18 protein-coding genes are annotated in these 19,267 nt (G+C 48.4%); 10 read left to right on the top strand and 8 right to left on the bottom strand.

All coding sequences use genetic code 11. The annotated features are described in order from the left end of the window. Positions 1 to 58: 58 nt before the first annotated feature. The 3 genes from AC50X8_RS09025 (at position 59) to AC50X8_RS09015 (ending at position 1,809) form a co-directional block, all read left to right on the top strand. Positions 59 to 622 carry a GNAT family N-acetyltransferase gene (locus AC50X8_RS09025; RefSeq protein ID WP_056041385.1) on the top strand — a complete coding sequence of 188 codons (564 nt, stop codon included), beginning with the start codon at positions 59 to 61 and terminating at the stop codon, positions 620 to 622. A 97-nt stretch (positions 623 to 719) separates the two neighbouring features. Further along, complete coding sequence (locus tag AC50X8_RS09020) at positions 720 to 1,184, top strand: GNAT family N-acetyltransferase (protein ID WP_056041387.1); 465 nt, start codon at positions 720 to 722, stop codon at positions 1,182 to 1,184. 13 nt (positions 1,185 to 1,197) lie between these two features. Then, positions 1,198 to 1,809: a DUF1349 domain-containing protein gene (locus AC50X8_RS09015; protein WP_235533292.1), complete on the top strand. Its 612-nt coding sequence runs from the start codon at positions 1,198 to 1,200 to the stop codon at positions 1,807 to 1,809. A 32-nt stretch (positions 1,810 to 1,841) separates the two neighbouring features. On the opposite strand, the gene AC50X8_RS09010 is transcribed toward AC50X8_RS09015, so the two are convergent. From AC50X8_RS09010 to AC50X8_RS08995, 4 genes are read right to left on the bottom strand one after another with little or no spacing between them, the layout of a single operon-like run. Next, entirely contained in the window at positions 1,842 to 2,057 is a 216-nt protein-coding gene (locus AC50X8_RS09010; RefSeq protein ID WP_056041389.1) for a hypothetical protein, read from the bottom strand. A gap of 29 nt (positions 2,058 to 2,086) precedes the next feature. After that, the gene (locus AC50X8_RS09005; RefSeq protein WP_056041391.1) at positions 2,087 to 3,307 is read right to left on the bottom strand and encodes a Ger(x)C family spore germination protein; all 1,221 of its coding nucleotides are present in this window, start codon (positions 3,305 to 3,307) and stop codon (positions 2,087 to 2,089) included. Further along, on the bottom strand, positions 3,304 to 4,410 hold the full coding sequence (locus tag AC50X8_RS09000; protein ID WP_494879405.1) for a GerAB/ArcD/ProY family transporter: 1,107 nt from the start codon (positions 4,408 to 4,410) through the stop codon (positions 3,304 to 3,306). The genes AC50X8_RS09005 and AC50X8_RS09000 overlap by 4 nt, the downstream gene beginning before the upstream one ends. A gap of 53 nt (positions 4,411 to 4,463) precedes the next feature. Continuing rightward, positions 4,464 to 6,005 (bottom strand): spore germination protein, encoded by a 1,542-nt coding sequence (locus tag AC50X8_RS08995; RefSeq protein ID WP_494879403.1) that lies wholly within the window; start codon positions 6,003 to 6,005, stop codon positions 4,464 to 4,466. Positions 6,006 to 6,221: 216 nt separating this feature from the next. Here AC50X8_RS08995 and AC50X8_RS08990 point away from each other — a divergent pair, with 216 nt between their 5' ends. Next, positions 6,222 to 6,641, top strand: a complete 420-nt coding sequence (locus tag AC50X8_RS08990; RefSeq protein WP_162241938.1) for a helix-turn-helix domain-containing protein — start codon at positions 6,222 to 6,224, stop codon at positions 6,639 to 6,641. Between the two features lie 160 nt (positions 6,642 to 6,801). After that, positions 6,802 to 7,584 (top strand): SDR family NAD(P)-dependent oxidoreductase, encoded by a 783-nt coding sequence (locus tag AC50X8_RS08985; protein ID WP_494879401.1) that lies wholly within the window; start codon positions 6,802 to 6,804, stop codon positions 7,582 to 7,584. 97 nt (positions 7,585 to 7,681) lie between these two features. Here AC50X8_RS08985 and AC50X8_RS08980 read toward each other — a convergent pair whose 3' ends face one another. Further along, positions 7,682 to 9,283 carry a sensor domain-containing diguanylate cyclase gene (locus tag AC50X8_RS08980; protein ID WP_494879400.1) on the bottom strand — a complete coding sequence of 534 codons (1,602 nt, stop codon included), beginning with the start codon at positions 9,281 to 9,283 and terminating at the stop codon, positions 7,682 to 7,684. Positions 9,284 to 9,870: 587 nt separating this feature from the next. On the opposite strand from AC50X8_RS08980, the gene fur reads away from it, so the two are divergent. The 4 genes from fur to AC50X8_RS08960 all read left to right on the top strand — a co-directional run bounded on the left by fur (position 9,871) and on the right by AC50X8_RS08960 (position 16,414). Continuing rightward, positions 9,871 to 10,353, top strand: a complete 483-nt coding sequence (gene fur / locus AC50X8_RS08975) for a ferric iron uptake transcriptional regulator (RefSeq protein WP_056041400.1) — start codon at positions 9,871 to 9,873, stop codon at positions 10,351 to 10,353. 196 nt (positions 10,354 to 10,549) lie between these two features. After that, positions 10,550 to 11,701, top strand: coding sequence for a response regulator (locus tag AC50X8_RS08970; RefSeq protein WP_056041403.1), 1,152 nt, complete (start codon positions 10,550 to 10,552; stop codon positions 11,699 to 11,701). A gap of 113 nt (positions 11,702 to 11,814) precedes the next feature. After that, positions 11,815 to 14,283, top strand: coding sequence for a putative bifunctional diguanylate cyclase/phosphodiesterase (locus AC50X8_RS08965; RefSeq protein ID WP_494879399.1), 2,469 nt, complete (start codon positions 11,815 to 11,817; stop codon positions 14,281 to 14,283). A gap of 25 nt (positions 14,284 to 14,308) precedes the next feature. Beyond that, positions 14,309 to 16,414 (top strand): putative bifunctional diguanylate cyclase/phosphodiesterase, encoded by a 2,106-nt coding sequence (locus AC50X8_RS08960; RefSeq protein ID WP_494879397.1) that lies wholly within the window; start codon positions 14,309 to 14,311, stop codon positions 16,412 to 16,414. Positions 16,415 to 16,437: 23 nt separating this feature from the next. On the opposite strand, the gene AC50X8_RS08955 is transcribed toward AC50X8_RS08960, so the two are convergent. The 3 genes from AC50X8_RS08955 to AC50X8_RS08945 all read right to left on the bottom strand — a co-directional run bounded on the left by AC50X8_RS08955 (position 16,438) and on the right by AC50X8_RS08945 (position 17,405). Next, on the bottom strand, positions 16,438 to 16,779 hold the full coding sequence (locus AC50X8_RS08955) for a cysteine-rich CWC family protein (RefSeq protein ID WP_494879396.1): 342 nt from the start codon (positions 16,777 to 16,779) through the stop codon (positions 16,438 to 16,440). Next, positions 16,755 to 16,907: a DUF1540 domain-containing protein gene (locus AC50X8_RS08950; RefSeq protein ID WP_074905010.1), complete on the bottom strand. Its 153-nt coding sequence runs from the start codon at positions 16,905 to 16,907 to the stop codon at positions 16,755 to 16,757. The genes AC50X8_RS08955 and AC50X8_RS08950 overlap by 25 nt, the downstream gene beginning before the upstream one ends. Before the next feature lie 162 nt (positions 16,908 to 17,069). Continuing rightward, complete coding sequence (locus AC50X8_RS08945) at positions 17,070 to 17,405, bottom strand: DUF1904 family protein (protein WP_494863033.1); 336 nt, start codon at positions 17,403 to 17,405, stop codon at positions 17,070 to 17,072. A 132-nt stretch (positions 17,406 to 17,537) separates the two neighbouring features. Here AC50X8_RS08945 and AC50X8_RS08940 point away from each other — a divergent pair, with 132 nt between their 5' ends. After that, the gene (locus AC50X8_RS08940; RefSeq protein ID WP_494863031.1) at positions 17,538 to 18,911 is read left to right on the top strand and encodes an aldehyde dehydrogenase; all 1,374 of its coding nucleotides are present in this window, start codon (positions 17,538 to 17,540) and stop codon (positions 18,909 to 18,911) included. Positions 18,912 to 19,267 lie beyond the last annotated feature (356 nt).

The following is a 19,267-nucleotide window of genomic DNA, read 5'->3' as shown; positions in this document are numbered from 1 at the left end:
GCATGGCTTAATGGATTAGGATAAACTAATTAAAGAATAACGATAGGAGTTGAGCTAGATGATTGTGCCAGCGAGAAAAGAAGATGTACAGCAAATTATGCCGCTTCTGCATGCAGCAATTGGCGATATCGCCTGTACGCTGACGGGCGCTAAAGACGAGCAGGAGGCGATGAATAGATTAGCGGATTTTTATGTGGAAAAAGGAAACAGAATCAGCTACGAGCATGTGCTTGTCGCCTGGGAGGGGGATGCCATCGCGGGCATGGCGCTCGGTTACGGCGGTGATGCAGCTGCGAAGCTTGATGCTCCGCTGCTTTCGCGCATCCGTCAGGAGCCAGCTCATGCCGGCTATCAAATTATGACGGAGGCAAGGCCCGGCGAATATTATTTGGATTCCGTGGCGGTAAATCCCGCCTATCAGGGGAAGGGGATAGCGCGGGCTTTGATCGGCGCGCTGGAGAATAAGGCGAAGGATGCGGGCTGGCCGCGCCTATCGCTCATTGCGCTGGATGATAACGAGAAGGCGACGGCGCTTTATTTTCGGATGGGCTATGCCGAGGATGGAGAGCTGGAGCTGGCAGGGCACCGCTACATTCGAATGGTAAAGCAGCTGACGCAATAATGGATTGCGAAGTAGAGAGCAAACAGGTACGATAGCCATATGGCAAATATTCCATTCATTTACTAACTTGCTAGAAGCAGCTATGGAGGCATAACAAATGAAAGACATCAGCATTCGTATAGTAGAGCCACTGGATGAAACCTTGCACCAACTGATTCAATTGCTAGACGAGGAGCTGCTGGAGCGATATCCGTCGGAAGAGGTGCACGGGCTGGATTTTACCGATCCAGGTATCCAAGACACTGTATTTATTGTCGCTTTTTCCGGGGACGAACCGGTCGGGTGCGGTGCCATCCGGCCGCTGGATGCCCAATATACGGAGCTGAAACGCTTTTTCGTGCATAAAGAAAGCCGGAAGCTCGGCATTGCTGCCGCTATGCTTTCCTTTTTGGAGAATGAGGCGCAGCTGCGCGGCTTTGCCGGCATCCGGCTGGAGACGGGGCCCGAGCAGCCCGAGTCGTTGAAGTTTTATGAAAAGCATGGCTACATATTTATCGGGAAATTTGGCGAATATGTCGATTATGAGCTGAGCATGTGTTATGAGAAGCGCTTCGGCGCATAAAGAAGGGGCGAACATGATGAACGTATTTGAAGGATGCAGCAGGCAAAGCTTAAGCAAGGAGCTGTCCTGGATTAATGAGCCGAAGAGCTGGGAAGTGAATGAGCACCAGCAGTTGGTCGTGCAAGCGCCGCCGATGGGCGATTTTTTCATCGATCCGGCAGGAGGCAACACGAAAAACTCCGCTCCTTTTCTTTACACATTAGTTGAAGGCGATTTCTATGCCGTCACTCGCGTTGCGGTTGATATGAAGCAGACGTACGATTCCGGCTGCTTGATGATTATGGCAGACGAAGATCACTGGGCCAAGCTTTGCTCGGAGTTTTTTGACGATATGCCGTCCATTCTCAGCGTTGTGACACGCGGCGCATCCGATGATTGTGTTTCCAGCGATGCCCAGATCGTTCGGCCTTTTTTGCGTATTGCCCGGGCTGGCAATAGCTTTGCGTTCCATTATTCAGTGGATGGCGTCAAATGGAAAATGGTCCGTTATTTTGGAATGGACATTCCCGCAACGATTAAAGTTGGCGTCGTCGCCCAATCGCCGATTGGAGAAGGCAGTACCGCAACATTTGATTATTTAAAAATCAGCACAAACGTAATTGGCGACATTCGCAGCGTTAATTAACGAATTGCAACTTGAGCAGCAAGCAGGAGGGGTTATTTCATGCCCATGCTGCTGAACAGGAAGGTAATAAGCTCGGTGGGGCCAGGCATGTCGGGGAAAAAAACGAGCAAAATAGCCAAAGCTGCCGTTAATGCTGTTATGGCGATTGCCGTAGTCATTTCCCGGCGCCCGTTGTCCTGCCCGCGAGTTTCTCCATATATAATAATGACGGAGACGAGCAGAATACCTGTAATAAACAGCACCTTCATCGAGAGTCCTCCTGTATGTTTTGTTGCATTTATTCATTGGATTGGCCCGGTATCCCTTGCGGATCACCGGATTTTCCTGTGCGCAAAATGCGAGCCTCTACATGGATTGTCGTTTTTATTTTTGGCAGGTCGCTTTCCCACTGGGCCCTTTTTGCTTTCCATTTGTGTGGGAAATGATTGCGGTACGCATTCGCATAGCCGAAAAAATCGGTTTTCAGCTTTTGCTGGGTTAATTGCAGTGCGGCTTCCGCTCGCTGCTTAAACTGTTCTTCAAACAAAGCCTGAATTTTTTCTACATTCGGCGGTGGCAGCAGCGACAGATCAGTTGTATTCAAGATGACGTCGCCCTTTGTTTTAATGTTGACCTTCATCGTCCAGTTTCCGTCAGCAAAGCCGGGAACAAACTCCGTACGAATGAATTGCGGTTTGATGGTGACAGCTGCTTGCTTGTTGGTTTTATCCGGGTTAACCGTCAAAACGATATTGTCCAGTTGATTCAGCATCATAAGTATGCCTAGGCTCATCGGCTCGGTTACGACGCGAATTTCCCGGTCATCCTTAATTAAGGCCAGTCCAAATACAAAGGGCATCGTAGCTTTCTTATTTTGTCCAGGCGCGGGTGGAGCAATTTTCAGCCTGGATAGTACGGCTGATTTGCTTAGACCTTCCAGCGCTTGGGCTAAATCAAGCACCGTCATTTTGGTACCCAGCTTCATATTGCCCATTTCACGCAAAGCTTCCGCCGAGCTTCGCTCAAGAGGAGGCAGCAGGGAGAGGATATCCTCTGCTTTAGTCTCGCTAATATAAACATAAGCATGTTCACGAAATTGGGAGAAGCGCAGCAAAAAGTCCATGTACTCGCGAATGCCGAGCTTTGCTGTCTTTTCTCCTATGACAATGGCCTCGCAATGTCCCCAGAAAACGTGGCGGGAAATTTTGCGCTGCAGCCGGGTCATTGCGTCTGCAATATTAAGCCCTTCTGCGGTTTGCACCATCGTAACGCCGCTCGGAGATCCTTCACTGCCACCGGTCCCTCCGGTCGCGCTGCTGCCGCTTTGGCGTGGAATGAAAATTTGAATCGAAAGATGGACTTTACCATCCTTGGTTCGGTCAATGCCGGTTGCAAGCACCATTGCCAAGTCATTAATTTCCACACGATCCCAGCAGCCTTGCAAAAGCGCCATGCTGCATGCCGCCAGAAGCAGGAGTGCGATTTTGCGCCGCAGGTTGTGCAGCTTGCTGCTTATCATGAGGATGCCTTCTTTTTGCGGGTCAGCTTGTTTTTAATGAGACTAACCAGCAGCAGCAGCAAGGGCAGGATGAACAGGCTGGCAATCGTATACGTATTGCCAGATACGCTGATCAAATTGGCGATATCCGCTTGGCTTCTGGCCGACCAGTAAGCAAAAACGGTGCAAAGAAAGGCAAGCGGCATAACGACGGAGTGATAGTGCTTTAATTTAAGCCAGTCGGCAACAGTAATCGAATAGACGTACAGAAAGACAGATATTTTCACAAAAATACCCGATATCCAAATAGCGATTACGAGAGCTTCCAAATGCTGCATAAAATCGGCAATGGTTATGTAACGGGCAGCAATCATCACCGGATAAATAAAGCTGGAGGTCAAATCGCCCATTAGGAATAAGCACACCAGATTGGTGACCACCATCGTGATGGTGACGAACAGTACCGATAGCATACTTTTTCGCATCGCTTTCTCACGGTCGTTAACGTAGGGGAGCAGAAACGCTATCAAAATATATTCGCTGAACCAGGCAGCCGGCGCGAGCGCGCCTTTAATAGAAGGGCCAATTCCATTCTCGGCAATGGGCAGCAGCTCGGAAGGATGGAGCTGGCCGATCAGCAGAACAAATATAAAGGCTGCGAGAAAAATAAAAACGGCTGTAAAAATCTGCGCGCTTCTCCCAATAACCTCGATGCCGAGGCGGGCATTGATTGCACAGACGAGCACCATCGATCCGGTTACAATGAACTGCGGTGTCATCGGCAGCGCATTGCTAATAATAAACTCGCCATATTGGCGAATAATGATGCCTGTTAAATGGGGCAAATAAAAAATATAAAACAAGCCTACCAGAAAACCCGGAACAGCTCCAAGCAGGCTGAAGCTCGTTCGAATCAGGGTGCTGTCTGGTTTCAGCCGATTGAGCTTGACCGCCACCCATACGGTCAGCATGCCAAACAAGCCTGCCCAAATCGGGGAGATCCACATGTCCTGATGGGCATGGGTCATCGTAATGCTGGGAACAGACAATATGGATGTGGCGAGAATCGACGGATAGAGCAAAATAGCCATCTGTGACGATGATATTTTTCCAGTTTCAAGCATGGGAGCTTCAGCCTCCTCCGTTATAATGTAGGGCAGGTTTTGGCCACTGCCGGCTATTTTTTGTTCCCGCTTGGGCTGCTGCGCCCGGAATGCCGTTCTTTTCGGGCTTCGTTCATCCAGGCAGGAGCACGCCAGATGACATCGCGAATAGTCCCCATCGAAGCTGGCGTAACAGGTGACAAGTAGGGAACGCCGAAGGAACGCAAACTTGATAAATGGATGACGATCAAAATCAGTCCAAGCATCATGCCGATCAGTCCCAGCGTTCCTGCCAGCAGCATGATTGGAAACCGCAGCAAACGGGAGGAAATGCCAGCCGCATAACGCGGAATCATAAACGATGCAATACCGGTTGTGGCCACGACAATAACCATTGGCGCAGAGACGATGCCTGCCGACGTGGCAGCTTGTCCGATGATGAGCGCGCCCACGATGCTGACAGCTGATCCGACCTGTCTTGGGAGCCTGACCCCAGCCTCGCGCAGCGCTTCGAAGGCGATTTCCATAATCAGCGCTTCAACTAGCGCTGGAAAAGGGATTTCTTCCCTTGCCTTGGCGATGCTGAGCAGCAGCACCGTCGGAATCATTTCCTGATGGTAGGTTGTAATCGCCACATAAGCTGATGGAAGAAGCAGGGACAGCAGAAAAAAAACATAACGCAGCCAGCGTACAAAGGTGCTCATAATAAAATGCTGATAGTAGTCCTCGACAGACTGCAGCATGGAAAATAAGGTCACGGGAGCGATGAGGGCAAACGGCGTCCCATCAATTAGAATAGCGAAGCGCCCTTCCAGCAAATTTGCGCAGACGACGTCCGGCCTTTCGGTTGCAATCATTTGTGGAAACGGCGAATAAGGCGAGTCGGCAATCCATTCCTCAATATATTCGCTTTCCAAAATGCCATCGGTGTCAATCGCGGCAAGCCGCTTCAACGCCTCATCGACGGTGGCGGGATTTGCGGCTCCCTCCAAGTAGAGAATAGCGATATCGGTTCGTGTATACTCGCCGATCGTCATCGTTAGCAGCTTCATTTTCGGACTTTTCATTTTACGGCGCAGCAGTGACAGATTAATGGACAGTACTTCATTAAACGATTCGCGAGGGCCGCGAACGGTAGATTCCGCTGAAGGCTCCTCAATGCTGCGATGCTCGATTTTTTGCAAGCCGAACGACAGCGCCTCCTCGCTGCCATCGATGAAGAGCAGCGGCATGCCATTGCTAATGATATCGACAGCGTCCTCCAGCGTGCGCACGGTATTGGCAGCGGCGATGGGCAGAAGGTTTAGCAGCTGTGCAGGGGTCGCAGCAGTCAAGCGGCCGGCATCGCTCGCAAGGGGTCGCAAAATGAACATATTCAGCTGCTCATCATCGCACATACTGATATGAAATATGAGCATGGCTTCAGCAAGCTCCCCGATCCGCAAGGAATGGAAGGAGAGGTCAGCGCAGTCTGCATACACACGCCGCAGCTCTGTTATATTTTCATCCAATCGCTGTGAAAGCGGCTGCTGCTCGTCGGGCTGGCGCTTGTCCGACTGCTGCCAATCGGCCCTCGCTGTTTTGTGATTCCAATTGCTGCGTTTGAATCCGCGCATGACAGTACCTCGCTTCCAGAAGATAGAACAAGTCCGTGCCATTAGCGTTTCCAGCACGTTCCTTTCCTATGTAAGGAAACAAATATTTTCAGAAGTGATGAATTATTATGGCGAGGTGTTGAAAAAAAAGCAGCCTTGAATTATAATTGATAATGATAATCATTATATATGGATGAGCGATCATTCAGCAGTGCCAATAGGCCGGGAAGGTGGGAAATGATAAAGCATATGAGAAACTCGATACGGATGGGCTTCCAAGAAGAGGATACACACTTTAGGCATAACACCGAATCTGTTGCAGGAGGAAGAAGCAAGCTTGGGCAGACGGTTGAATATATGAAACGCCATTATCACAAACCAATTACACGGGACATGCTCGCCAGCATGGTTGGCATTACGCCGGAGCATTACTCCCGCGCCTTCAAGAAGCATATGGGCATCAGCCCGATCGATTATTTAATCGCCATTCGCATTGACCGGGCTAAAGGTCTATTGAAGGAGACGAATGCGACGGTGCGCAGCATCGCTCGTCAGGTCGGCTACGAGGACCCGTATTATTTCAGCCGCCGCTTCAAGCAGGAGGTTGGTGTAGCGCCATCCGCCTACGCGGTGCCTGGATATAGCGCAGGATTATAATTCATAGATGAAACATGCCGGGGCTTAATAGACCCGGCATGTTTTTTTATACAGCCCAGCTTTTATAGTATAATGGAAAATAAGAGACAGCAGGTTTAGACTGAATGGGTTGCGGTAATAAGGATTGAGTTCGATTACTTCATGGACAGGAGGAATTAAGATGGATTTGGGTATACAAGGGAAACGCGCCATTGTGACGGGGGGAAGCAAAGGAATTGGGCTTGCCACCGCGCTGCGGCTGGCGGCTGAGGGAGCAGAAGTAGCGATAGTTGCCAGACAGGAGGGACCGCTGCAAGAAGCAGCAGAACGGATTAAGCAAGCGACAGGCAAAAAGCCGTTGATCATCTCCGCCGATGTATCAGTTGAGGCTGACGTACAGCGGGCAGTTGCCGAGGTGGTCCAGCAGCTTGGCGGTGTTGATATTCTCGTAAACAATGCTGGAACGTCGGCAGCGCTTCCGTTCGATAAGGTTGAGCCGGATGCGTGGGCAGCCGATCTTGACCTTAAGCTGTATGCGGCCATTCATTTCGCGCGAGCGGCACTTCCTTATCTCCGCGAGGCAGGAGGCGGCGCCATCGTAAATGTGACGGCTATTGGCGGCAAGACGCCAGCAGGCTCCTCGCTGCCTACTTCGGTAAGCCGGGCGGCTGGCCTTGCGCTGACGAAAGCGATGAGCAAGGATTTGGCGGGCGATGGCATCCGTGTGAATGCTGTCTGCATCGGCCTCATCCGCAGCGATCAAATTGAGCGCAAGTGGAAACAGACCGCTCCCGATCTGTCGTGGGAGGAGTTCGCGGCGAGCCCGAAACATGATATTCCGCTTGGACGGATCGGCAATCCGGAGGAAGCTGCGAATGTCATCGCTTTTCTCGTCTCGGAAGCGGCTTCCTTCGTCACGGGAACTTCCGTCAATATTGACGGGGGCAAAGCAGCGGTGCTGTAGCTTCATTTGAAAAATAAACCCGGCATCCGCCATTTTCTTTCCTTATGTATGCAAGCAGAGGGGTTAGCTGCGACTTGTTTTGTCGCAGCTAACCCCTCTATATGTCTGCCGCCGCTGCAATCGTCTGGTTGCGGCCCGCATTTTTTGCTTGATACAGCGCTTGGTCCGCTTTCTGGAGCAGCTCCTCGGGGCTGGTGCCATGCAGCGGATACTGGGCAACCCCCTGTGAAATCGTTACGCGCCCAACGACCGGATCTACGCCTTCCTCAACAGCAATCCGCAGCTGCTCGGCGACTAAATATGCTTCGGGCAGCGCCGTCTGCTGAAGCAAAATAACAAGCTCCTCCCCACCGTAGCGGTAGCCAATATCCTCTGGCCGAATGGCATGAATGACCGTTTGCGCCAGCTGCCTGAGTACCGCATCGCCTGCTTGATGCCCAAATTTATCGTTGACCCGCTTGAAGCGGTCAATGTCGATAATAATAATGGAGAAGGGCAGCTTCTCTTCCATCCACAACGTCAAAAATTTGATTAAGGTGCGCCTATTCATGAGTCCCGTTAGCGGGTCCGTTTCCGCATCTTTCGTTAATTGATGATGCTGAGCCTGAATAAGCGATCCAACATTGATCGTTGATTTAATAAGCAGATCCGTTTCCCGAATCCAGTGGTTTTTGCGCCAGGAGCTAAGCTCGCCTGCGTCCCCGAGCTGGCTGACGAACTGCGAAAGCTTTAGAAACGGCTTGGCAATGCGCCGCGCCAATATAATGACCGCGAATATAAGCAGCAGCAGCGGGATGGCAATTGTGACGGCAGCATTTTTGAAATGGTAAACGAGCTGGTCCTTAATGCTTTGCATAGGAGTGGCTGCCACGATGCCCCAGCCATTTTCCTTAACACTGGCATATCCGACGAGCAGCTTGCTGCCGTTCAAGCTGGTAATCATTTCGCTGCCGCTTTGCCCAGCCATCAGCTTTTTCACTACCATATTTTTGCTTATGTTTTTGCCAATGAGCATGGGGTCGGGGTGAAAGAGCAGGTTGCCCTGCTGATCTACAATATAAAAATAAGACTCCAAAAAATCATTCGTATTTTTCTCAAAAATCGTATTCATAACATTATTTTTCTTCAAATAAATGCTGCCGCCAATAAAACCCTCGTATTGCTGGTTTTTGTCATATAGCGGCTCGCTCACCATAATAAATAAATTGCCTGTCCGTTCATCAAAAAAGGGGTCCGAAATGCTCGATCGCTTTGATGCCAGCGCTTGTTTCAAGGAAGCTGACGTAATCGGCTCATTGATTAAGCTGCTTATTTCCTCCGTAGCTCCTCTTATAATTCCGTGTTTATCCACGACTACGATAGAATTGAAAAAATTGCTGCTATGCTTCATTAAATTTAAATCCTCATTCATCCGCTGAACTTGATCAGGCTCGTCCCACATGCCCTCCTGTTCTATTTGCACACTGTGTTTCAAGCTTAGCCGTATCGTTTTGGTTAGCGCGTCAAGCGTATCGCTCATTTTGCTCGCTTTGGAGAAATTGGTGGATAATGCTGTACGTTCCATTAAAAGCTTGCTGGATTGGAAGGACGAAAGCAGCACGAGGATAATCGTGACCAAGACGCATAAAAAAACGAGACCGCTAAGTACAGTTGCCAAGCTAATTTTGCGCTTTTTGTACGCCGAGAGAGGGGCTTTCATCGTAATGACTTCCTTTCGTTTCGCTGAAGTATGCCAAAGGAAAACGTTGTATAAAGTGATTTTGTTGTATCGTCTGAAAGTCCTTTTAACTTCCTATAAAAGTAATTATATGTAATATCAGGGATAATGAAAGAGGAAAATTTAATAGCGTTATAGCTATGAAATGTCGCTTCTATTGTTATTATCGGTTTTGTGCTAAAATTGGATTTGTGAAATGACTAGCTGATGCTGCTAAATGCACTATTTTGAAAGCATATTAATGAAATGGGAGCATGTATTGAATATATTCTGAATGGAAGTGAAGCTGGAGAAATAAGCTCGTACCGTTGTGGACAAGCTAGGCTGGTGATTTATATTATACAGCGTGAGCTGTGATTCAAACAGTAGCAGTGCTAAAGAAAACGATGCCTGCTGCAACGACTTATTGGCTGTTCAGCATTCCTTTTGGAATCCGGCATGGCAGTGTTTTGGCTGTCCAAAGCTAGTATGCTTGCTTTTTTGATATATCTATAATAAAATTAAGATGATAATGATTACAAATTGAGAAATGACAAGCCGCAGGACGATGCAAAGGAGGCTCATGAGCGATGAGCGAACTGGACATTCAAATGGATAATATTAACCAGCAGCTGAAAGCGAAGGGCTACAAGCTGACGCATCAGCGCGCAATGACTTTAAGAGTGCTGCTGGAGAACGAGCAGGACCATCTCAGCGCAGAGGACGTATATATGCTGGTCAAGAAGTCATACCCGGAAATCGGACTGGCGACCGTTTATCGGACGCTTGAGCTGCTGACCGAGCTGCATATTGTAGAAAAAATGAACTTTGGCGATGGCGTTGCCCGTTTCGACTTGCGTGACGCCAGCCAAGAACATATGCATCACCATCTGATCTGCGCCAAGTGCGGCGTGCTGAAGGAAATTCAGGAGGATTGGCTGCTTGAGCTGGAGCAGCGCGTACAGCGCGAATTCGGCTTCACGGTTACCGACCACCGATTGGATTTTACAGGCATGTTCCAAGGCTGCAACGCCGGCGATTGCAAGCGAGGCAAAGATACGAAAGCGAGTTAATTGCTCATTTTATGGAGAAATGCATGCATAGAAGCCAGCCATTGGGCTGAAAAACGCTGATTCCACCAAATAAAGGTGATTCAGCGTTTTTTTTTTACTGCATATTTTTATTTGGTATTGATAATAAGGCTTAGTAAACCGTTATATAGGTATAGGACTTGCGGCTTAAACTACCAGTTAAGAAGGTGACAAAAACATGAAGACTATATTGGTAGATAACGAGCCTCTTACGCTCAAGCTCCTGGAAGAGGAGTTAGGCAAAATTGGGGGCATTGATGTTGTGGGAAGCTTTTCCAATCCTGAGCTGGCGCTTCAGCATATTTTAGCCGATCCTCCGATCGCTTTATTTTTAGATATCGATATGCAGGAGCATGGCGGGATGCAGCTTGCAGAGCAAGTGATGCAGCAATTTCCAGAAGTTATGCTTATTTTCCTGACTGAGCAAGAGAAATATGCGGTGAAAGCATTCGAGCTTAGCGCTCATGATTATATAATGAAGCCATTCAGCCATGAGCGGTTGTGCATGACGGTTGAACGGCTATTAAAGCGGGCTCGGATTGCTCCTCCTGCTGTGCTGCCGGCTTCTGGACCAGCTAAAATGATTCACTGCTTTAGATCGCTGCGAATCGGGCCGAAGGGCGATGAGAGCGCTACGCTCAAATGGAAAACCTTGAAGGCGCAGGAGCTTTTCGCCTATTTGCTGGAGCATCGCGGGAAGCTGATTCGCAAGCAAGATTTGCTGGATCAGCTGTGGCCGGAAATCGAATGGCGCAGAGGCACCTCCCAGCTGTATACAGCGATTTATCAAATTCGGCGAATCATGCGTGAAGAGGGTGTCGGTATCCGAATCGTTAACCGTGATGAGGGCTACACGCTCGATTTGAATGGCGTACTGCTGGATACGGAGGAGTGGGAACGGAAAATCAAGAGAATCCCTCCGTTAACAGATGAAACATTGGAACAGCATCAGCAGATGCTGGAAATGTATCCTGGCGACTACTTGCTGGAATATTCGTATGAATGGGCCGAAAGGGAGCGTCGGCGGCTTCGCACCGTATGGCTGCGCCATGCCCAGCACATTGCCCAGCATTTTGATTCCATTGGCAATGAGGCAAAGGCGGCCCAGCAATATTTGCTCATTCAAAAACAGCTGCCCTCCGAGGAGCAGATTTATTTTGATCTGATGCGCTTGTATGACCGAATGAATGAGCGGTTTGCTGTGCAGCGGCAATACGAACAGCTGCTGAAGATGCTGAGGCAGGAGTTTGATGCCGAACCGCTGACATTGGTACAGCAATGGTACGAGCAATGGCAATACAAGCATAGCCAGCGTTTGTCGGCGCAATAAGCGAAAGGCCATTGCATAGCTGCTCCGTCTATGCGAAGATTTTTAATCTTTCATTATCATGGACTAAATTTACTGAAAATTCAAATATTTACCAACTGAAAAGAGGGAAAGAAATGGGGCATCTCCATGGCACCTATGATAGCTCACTGATTATTTTCTCCTACATTATTGCAGCACTAGCGTCGTTTGCAGCTCTGGATCTGGCCGAGAAGGTCGGCATTTCCGGTGGCCGCAAGCGCTGGCTGGGTATTACGATTGGCGCCGTTATTTTGGGAATGGGCATTTGGTCGATGCATTTCGTCGGCATGATGGCCTTCTCCCTGCCAATCGTCGTAGCCTATGACCTGATCGTTGTACTGCTGTCCCTTCTCGCCGTCATTGTGGCCGCATTCATTGCGCTGTATGTCATTGGAAGGGATGAATTGAAAATCGGCAGGCTGCTGGCAGGAGGTTTGCTGCTGGCCACCGGCGTGTCGGTTATGCATTTTGTAGGCATGGAGGCTATGCTGATTCAGATTCATTATGATCCGCTGCTGTTTCTGCTTTCTATTTTTATTGCGTTTGCCGCATCTGTTACCGCTTTATGGCTCGTATTTTATTTCCGTAAAACGAGCAAGCAGGTCATGCTTTGGAAAAAGCTTAGCGCTGGCATGATCATGGGAGCGGCTATTGCGGGCATGCATTACACCGGAATGATGGCGGCAACGTTCAGCTCGGAAATCAAAACGGCGATCTTTTTTGAAATGGTGCTGGCTACTAAGCTGCTTGCTTATGTCATTATTGCTGGAACACTGATTACGTGCATGATGTCGCTGGTGGTTCTGTTTATCTCCAAACGGCTGGAGAGCAAGGAAACGCAGCTCGATGAGCATGAGAAGTGGTACAAGTCATTGTTCGACAACAATTTGGATGGCATTATTTCGGTTAATATTCAAGGCCAGATTATTGGCTTCAATCCAATGGCACTCGAAATTACAGGTCTAAAAAGCGAGCAACTGCTCAATCAGCCTATAAATCTGCTTTTGCCCTATATTACGCCAGACCAGCTTGATCATACAGTAGCGATGTTTACTAAAGCTTTTCAGGGCGAGGCTCAGCGTTATACCTCTGCCATCTTGCGAAATGGAGAGGAGCGCGTAGATATTAGCGTTGTAAGTGCTCCGGTTGTTGTAGGCGATGCAGTTGTAGGTATTTATGTCATCGCCAAAGATATTTCAGAGGAGAAGCAGGCGGAGGAAAAGGTAAGGTATTTGGCGTTTCACGATGAGCTGACAGGTTTGCCGAATCGCAGAATGTTCAATCAAGTGCTGGATGAAGAAATTGAGAGACCGAAGCCGGCAAGCGAGGCAGCAAGGGAAGACGATTCTGTTTTCGCTGTAATGGTGCTTGATATCGATCGATTTAAAATGATTAATGACTCGCTCGGCCATTCTTATGGCGACCTGTTTCTTCAAGAAATGGGCAACCGAATCAGCAGAAGTGTAGAAGGTTATAATGTGATGCTTGCCCGAATGGGCGGTGATGAATTCACCCTGCTGGTGCCTCATTCTGATTCAGGCATTGTGACGGAAATTGCCGAGAAAATTATTCATGCGATCCAGCTTCCCTATCGTCTCAAGGAAAGCGACTTTTATGTATCGGCCAGCATCGGCATCGCCTTATATCCGCAGCATGGGACAGATACGAGCCAATTGCTAAAAAATGCAGATACGGCGATGTACGAAGTGAAGAAAAAAGGAAAAAATGGCTTTCAGTATTATTCGGCCGAACTCAACGACAAGCTGCGCAATAAAATCGAGCTGGAAGGCGACTTGCGAAAAGCGGTGGAGCTGGGCGAGCTTGAGCTGTATTACCAGCCCCAGATAAGAGCCGAGGATGAGCACATGATTGGGGTCGAGGCACTCGTCCGCTGGAACCATCCAACGAAAGGCGTGCTGTCGCCAGGCATATTTATTCCGATTGCGGAGGAGACGGGCATTATTTACGAGCTGGGGACCTGGGTGCTCCGGGAAGCCTGCCGCCAAATGCGCAAATGGCATTTAGCGGGCGGGCCGCTCATCCCAGTCTCGGTCAATTTATCCTCCCAGCAATTCCATCAGCCTTATTTGGCCGAATACGTGAAGGATATTTTGCGGGAGACGGGGCTTGAGCCGCATTTTTTGGAGCTGGAAATTACCGAAAGCATGATGATGGACGCCTCGGTATCGACAGCGATTTTGAACCAGCTCAATGATTTTGGCGTGCGAATTAGTCTCGATGATTTTGGAACGGGCTACAGCTCGCTTAGCTATTTGAAGATGTTCCCGATTCACAAGGTGAAAATCGATCGTTCCTTTATTCGCGATATTACGGAAAATGACAACGATAAGGCGATTGTATCCACCATTATTTCCATGGCCCAGCATTTAAATATGGAGGTTATTGCCGAAGGCATTGAAACGAAAGCCCAGCTGGACATTTTAACTGACAAGGACTGCGAGAAAATACAAGGCTATTATTTCAGCCGTCCTTTGTCCGCTATTGATGTAGAAGAGGAATTTTTCATACCTGGTCGCCAAGAGAAAACAGCATTTCATTCCTGATTCAACAGAGAGCGGAGGTGATAAGGTGGACTATTGGAAGAAATCTTTGCCGAATATGTACAAGCAGTTTCCTGAGCCGATCATTACAATCGGAGAAAATGGCGTCATTCTTCATATGAATGAGGCTGCTAAACAATATCAGCGGGGGGCTATCCGCGATTTGCTTCCGGGAGCCAGATTGTCAGAGCTGAGACGGATAACGAAGGAGGAGGGCGCAAGGCTTGAGCAATTTTTGAGCCGGCCAGATGGCACCTGTTCGGAGCGTCATTTTTTATATTTTGACGATTCGGAAGGGGGAGTTATCAGTTGGGAGCTGTACAAGCTCCCTTATGATGCCAGCAACAGCAGCTTAGGCAGCCATCTTCTCATTCGGGATCGTTCGGAATCGATTAGGCAGCAGATGGAAAGCGAGGCTATTAGGGCGCGTTACAACGAGCTGCTAGACATATACTTAGATCCGATTGTCATTCATCAGGACTCAAAAATTGTTTTCATCAACCATGTGGCTGAGCAGACGATTGGCGGGAGCAGTGAACAGCTGCTTGGCCAGGATATTTTTCGGTTTATTCATCCTAGCGATTGGGACAATGTAGCTAAGCGCATAAAAATGATGTATAAGACGAAGCAGCGTACCAATATTAAAGAAATTCAGCTTATTAGCTTTCGCGATGAGGTTTTTGAGGTTGAAACGATGAGCAAAATGATTGACCATAACGGCCGTCCAGCCGTATTGACGATCATCCGCGATAATAGCGCCCGAAAAAAAGCGGAGCGTGATATGATTCACCAGGCTTTTCATGATTCTTTAAGCGGTTTGCCGAATCGCTCCCATTTCAACCAACAGCTGTCGAAAATGATTGAGCGAAGCAGTGCAAGTCTTAGCGATGGGAGCAAGCAGGTTTCCCGTTTTGCCGTTATGGTACTTGACCTTGACCGTTTCAAAAATATTAACGATTCACTTGGACATGCCTACGGGGATGTGTTCCTGAAGGAGATGGGCTGTCGTATTCAATCTTGTGTAAGAGACAGTGAAACTTTAGTAGCCAGAATGGGAGGAGATGAATTTACGTTATTAATTAATCGCTTTCAGGATGAGCAGCAGCTCGGTCTGCTCGCAGGAAGGATTACCGCTGCTATTCAGCAGCCCTACCGACTGAAGGACAGCGATTTTTATACGACGGTCAGCATTGGAATTGCCGTCTACCCTGACAATGGACAGGATACGGTACAACTGCTCAAAAATGCCGATACCGCGATGTATGAAGTGAAGCGCAACGGTAAAAACGGATATCAGTTTTATTCGTATGAATTTAATGAGCAGCTTCAGCTTAGGCTGGAACTGGAGAGCGAGCTGCGCAAGGCGATGGAGCGCGAGGAATTTAGATTGTACTACCAGCCGCAAATTAGCTCCATTGACAATAAGATGATTGGCGTCGAAGCGCTGATTAGGTGGGAGCATCCAATAAAAGGCATAATCTCGCCTGGTGTATTTATTCCGGTAGCTGAGGAAAGCGACTTGATTTACAGCATTGGCGAGTGGACGATGCGCGAGGCTTGCAGGCAGATGAAGAAGTGGCATGATGAGGGCATTTTTTTCGCATCGGTATCCGTCAATTTATCGGCAAGACAGTTTCTTCAGCCAAATCTGGTTCAGCAAATTCATGTTATTTTAGAAGAAACGGGGCTTGATCCGAGCTTTCTAGTGCTGGAAATTACCGAGAGCATGATGATGGACGCCTCGCATTCCATTGGAATATTAAATGAATTAAATAGCTGCGGTGTTAAAATCAGCCTCGATGATTTCGGGACGGGCTACAGCTCGCTCAGCTACTTAAAGCATTATCCAATATATAAGCTGAAAATTGACCGTTCCTTCATCATAGATATTACAACGGATGAGAGCGATCAAGCGATTGTCGCCACGATTATTTCCATGGCCAAGCATTTAAAGCTGGAAGTAATCGCGGAAGGGATTGAAACGAAGGAGCAGCTCGATTTTCTAACCAGTCATGACTGCAAGGAAATTCAAGGCTACTATTATTGCCGTCCGCTGCCGGCTCAGGTGCTGGAGGAAAAGTATTTGGCGATCCAAGAGGAAAATGATGGCATATGGGGCGATTTGAAACATTAACGGCAGTTTGGTTGTGGCAGCGTTTAATCCAATTGAAGGTCGGCTTTAGCTTGTAGGACACAGTTTTGGCAGACGCATGACTGGTTGCGCTGTGCAGGCGGAATTTGTTCAAGCAGACTTTGTGGAACGCGCTCCCGGAAGCACCAGCAGGAGTGGGGCACTTGCCCCGCTTCTATGGCGCAGCCACCCGGTCCGCCGCATAATGGGCATTTTTTCAAGGCGGCAAGCCCCTTTCCTCTAAGGGTAAAAAAAATTTCAATAAAAAACTTGATAATAATAATCATTATTGGTAAAATACATAAAGAAAGAAGGGACCGCAACATCCCTTCCATCAGATCAGTTATTTCGTTTCGAAAGTTCGGCAATCTGTTTCGCTAGCTTCGTGTGCAGCATCTCTGCTATTGCTGACGATATAGATTGATGAAGCGCTGCATTTGTTGTCATCTACCCAATGACGGCAAGAGTCGACTTCGCACAATACGTCTTTAGCCATTACTATCACCTCCCATGGTTAGTAGTCGGTGCACAAATATAAAGCTTATTGACCTCTTATTGGCGTAAGGGGTTATTTGTGCTTTGTAGATAGTTACCCGTCTATCTTACCAAATGAAACCATCATTTACAACCTGTCCACTCCTGCAGCTGGCCTGATTTATCAGGATCTGAAAGGCTTGCCCTCTATGTAATAAGCATTCTCGCTGTAGGTACGAAAGGCGATTTCTGCTTCCGCCAACTCAAGTCTCTCCATGTAACGGTGAACAATAGCGGCAAAGCGGTCCCGAACCTCCTGTCCGCGTTCAAACCAGCCAATTTCAATAAAAGGAAACGAACAATCATCGGCAAGTCCTCCATAAATGGAAGTGGTTGCGAGGCACTCTATAGTGAAATTATCTACTCCGCAATCACAGAGGACAGCGAGCTCTTGAACAAGCTCAGGCGCGATGCTGCGCAAGCTAGGTGCAGGCACACCGCGAAATAATAAATGAGGCATATGAAAGTTCTCCTTCTAGTTCGTCATTTTAAATTGCATAACTTGCAGTCTACTATAAAGCAAGTTATCTTTATCTTAACAGAAATTCCTATTTAGCGGGGGTTCATTGCAAGGAAAGGATGTTGGACAACGATGGCAATAACGGTGGCTGAAGTCGTTGCTAGGCAGCGACAATGGTTCGAGAGCGGCAAGACACGCTCGGTTGAGGCGCGCATTCAGAAGCTCGAAAAGCTGCGCGAGGTGATGCAAAGGCATGAGCAGAAGCTGCTTGCAGCTTTAAAGACGGATTTGAATAAATCGGAGTTTGACGCGTATGCGATGGAGCTTGGCCTCATCTATACGGAGTTTAGGCATACGATTAAGCATATAAGAGGCTGGGCGAAGCCAAAGCGCATTAAGACAGCAATGACGCATATTGGCAGTACGAGCAAAGTCATTTCGGAGCCTTATGGCGTTGCAGCCGTTATTGCGCCATGGAACTATCCGGTCCAGTTGGCGCTTGTTCCGCTTATTGGAGCGATTGCAGCAGGCAATACCGTCATTTTGAAGCCTTCGGAGCTGGCGCCGAATGTTGCGGACTCCCTGGCAGGGATCATAGCAGAAGCCTTTGAGCCGGAGTGGGCTGCGACAGTACTTGGCGATGCCGAGGTTAGCACGGAGCTGCTGGCAGAGAAGCTTGATTATATCTTTTTTACCGGGAGCGTTGGCGTTGGCAAAATCGTAATGACGGCAGCTGCCAAGCATTTGACGCCGGTAACGCTGGAGTTGGGTGGCAAGAGCCCCTGCATCGTGCATAAAGATGCGAATTTGGCGCTTGCAGCGAAGCGGATTGCATTCGGCAAGTTTACAAACGCTGGACAAACCTGCGTTGCACCGGATTACTTATACGTTCATCAAGAAGTAAAGGAACGCTTCGTCAAGCTGCTGAAGGCTGCGATTGAAGAGCTGTATGGCAGCGAGCCGCTCCATAATGACAGCTACACGCATATTATTAGCGATCGGCACTTCGCGAGGCTTGCCAGCTTTATGAACGACGGGCGCATTATAATTGGCGGAGACAAGGATGCTGCGCGCCGGGTCATTGCGCCAACGGTACTGGAAGGTGTGGATTGGCAGGCGCCAGTTATGCAGGAAGAAATTTTTGGCCCCTTGCTTCCGCTTATGACGTTTCAATCGATTGAGGAGGTTATGTCGGCCGTTGCCGCGCGTTCGCATCCGTTAGCGCTGTATTTGTTTACAGAGAGCACGGAGGTGCAGCGCCGGATTACGAGGGAGCTGTCGTTTGGTGGCGGCTGCATCAACGATACCTTAATGCATATGGCATCGCCGCATTTGCCGATTGGCGGAGTGGGAGACAGCGGCATGGGCAGCTATCACGGGGAGAAAACCTTTTATACTTTCTCTCATCAGAAAAGCTTGCTTAAACAAACAACGCGCTTTGATATGCCTTTCCGCTATCCGACGTCCAAGTGGGGCAAGAAGCTGATACGCAAGCTGCTCAGATAATTGCAATCGTAAAGCCTCCTGAATTTTAGGAGGTTTTTTTTAATACTACGAAAACGGTACTGTTCTAAAGCGATTTGCAAAATAATGATTTCTCTAGTCAAAAATGTTAGCGGAAATCGGTTTTAGAAGCTATACAATATTCGGAAAGCAAACAGAAAATTTAAACCTTGTAATTACTGTATAATTACTATCTATATTAAATTTATGGAAAACAAAGTAGAATATACGAACAAACAATAGGATGGAAATGAGGTCGTATCGTGAAGCTAACTCCATAGCATTTTTTGAGAATCAGCTAAAATTGCAGCAAGCCCCTATTAGTGACGGCTTATTCAAGTAGTTTCGATAAAGTGACG

This window comes from Paenibacillus sp. JT22N15, assembly GCF_059383755.1.
This window is presented reverse-complemented; position numbering and strand designations above follow the sequence as displayed.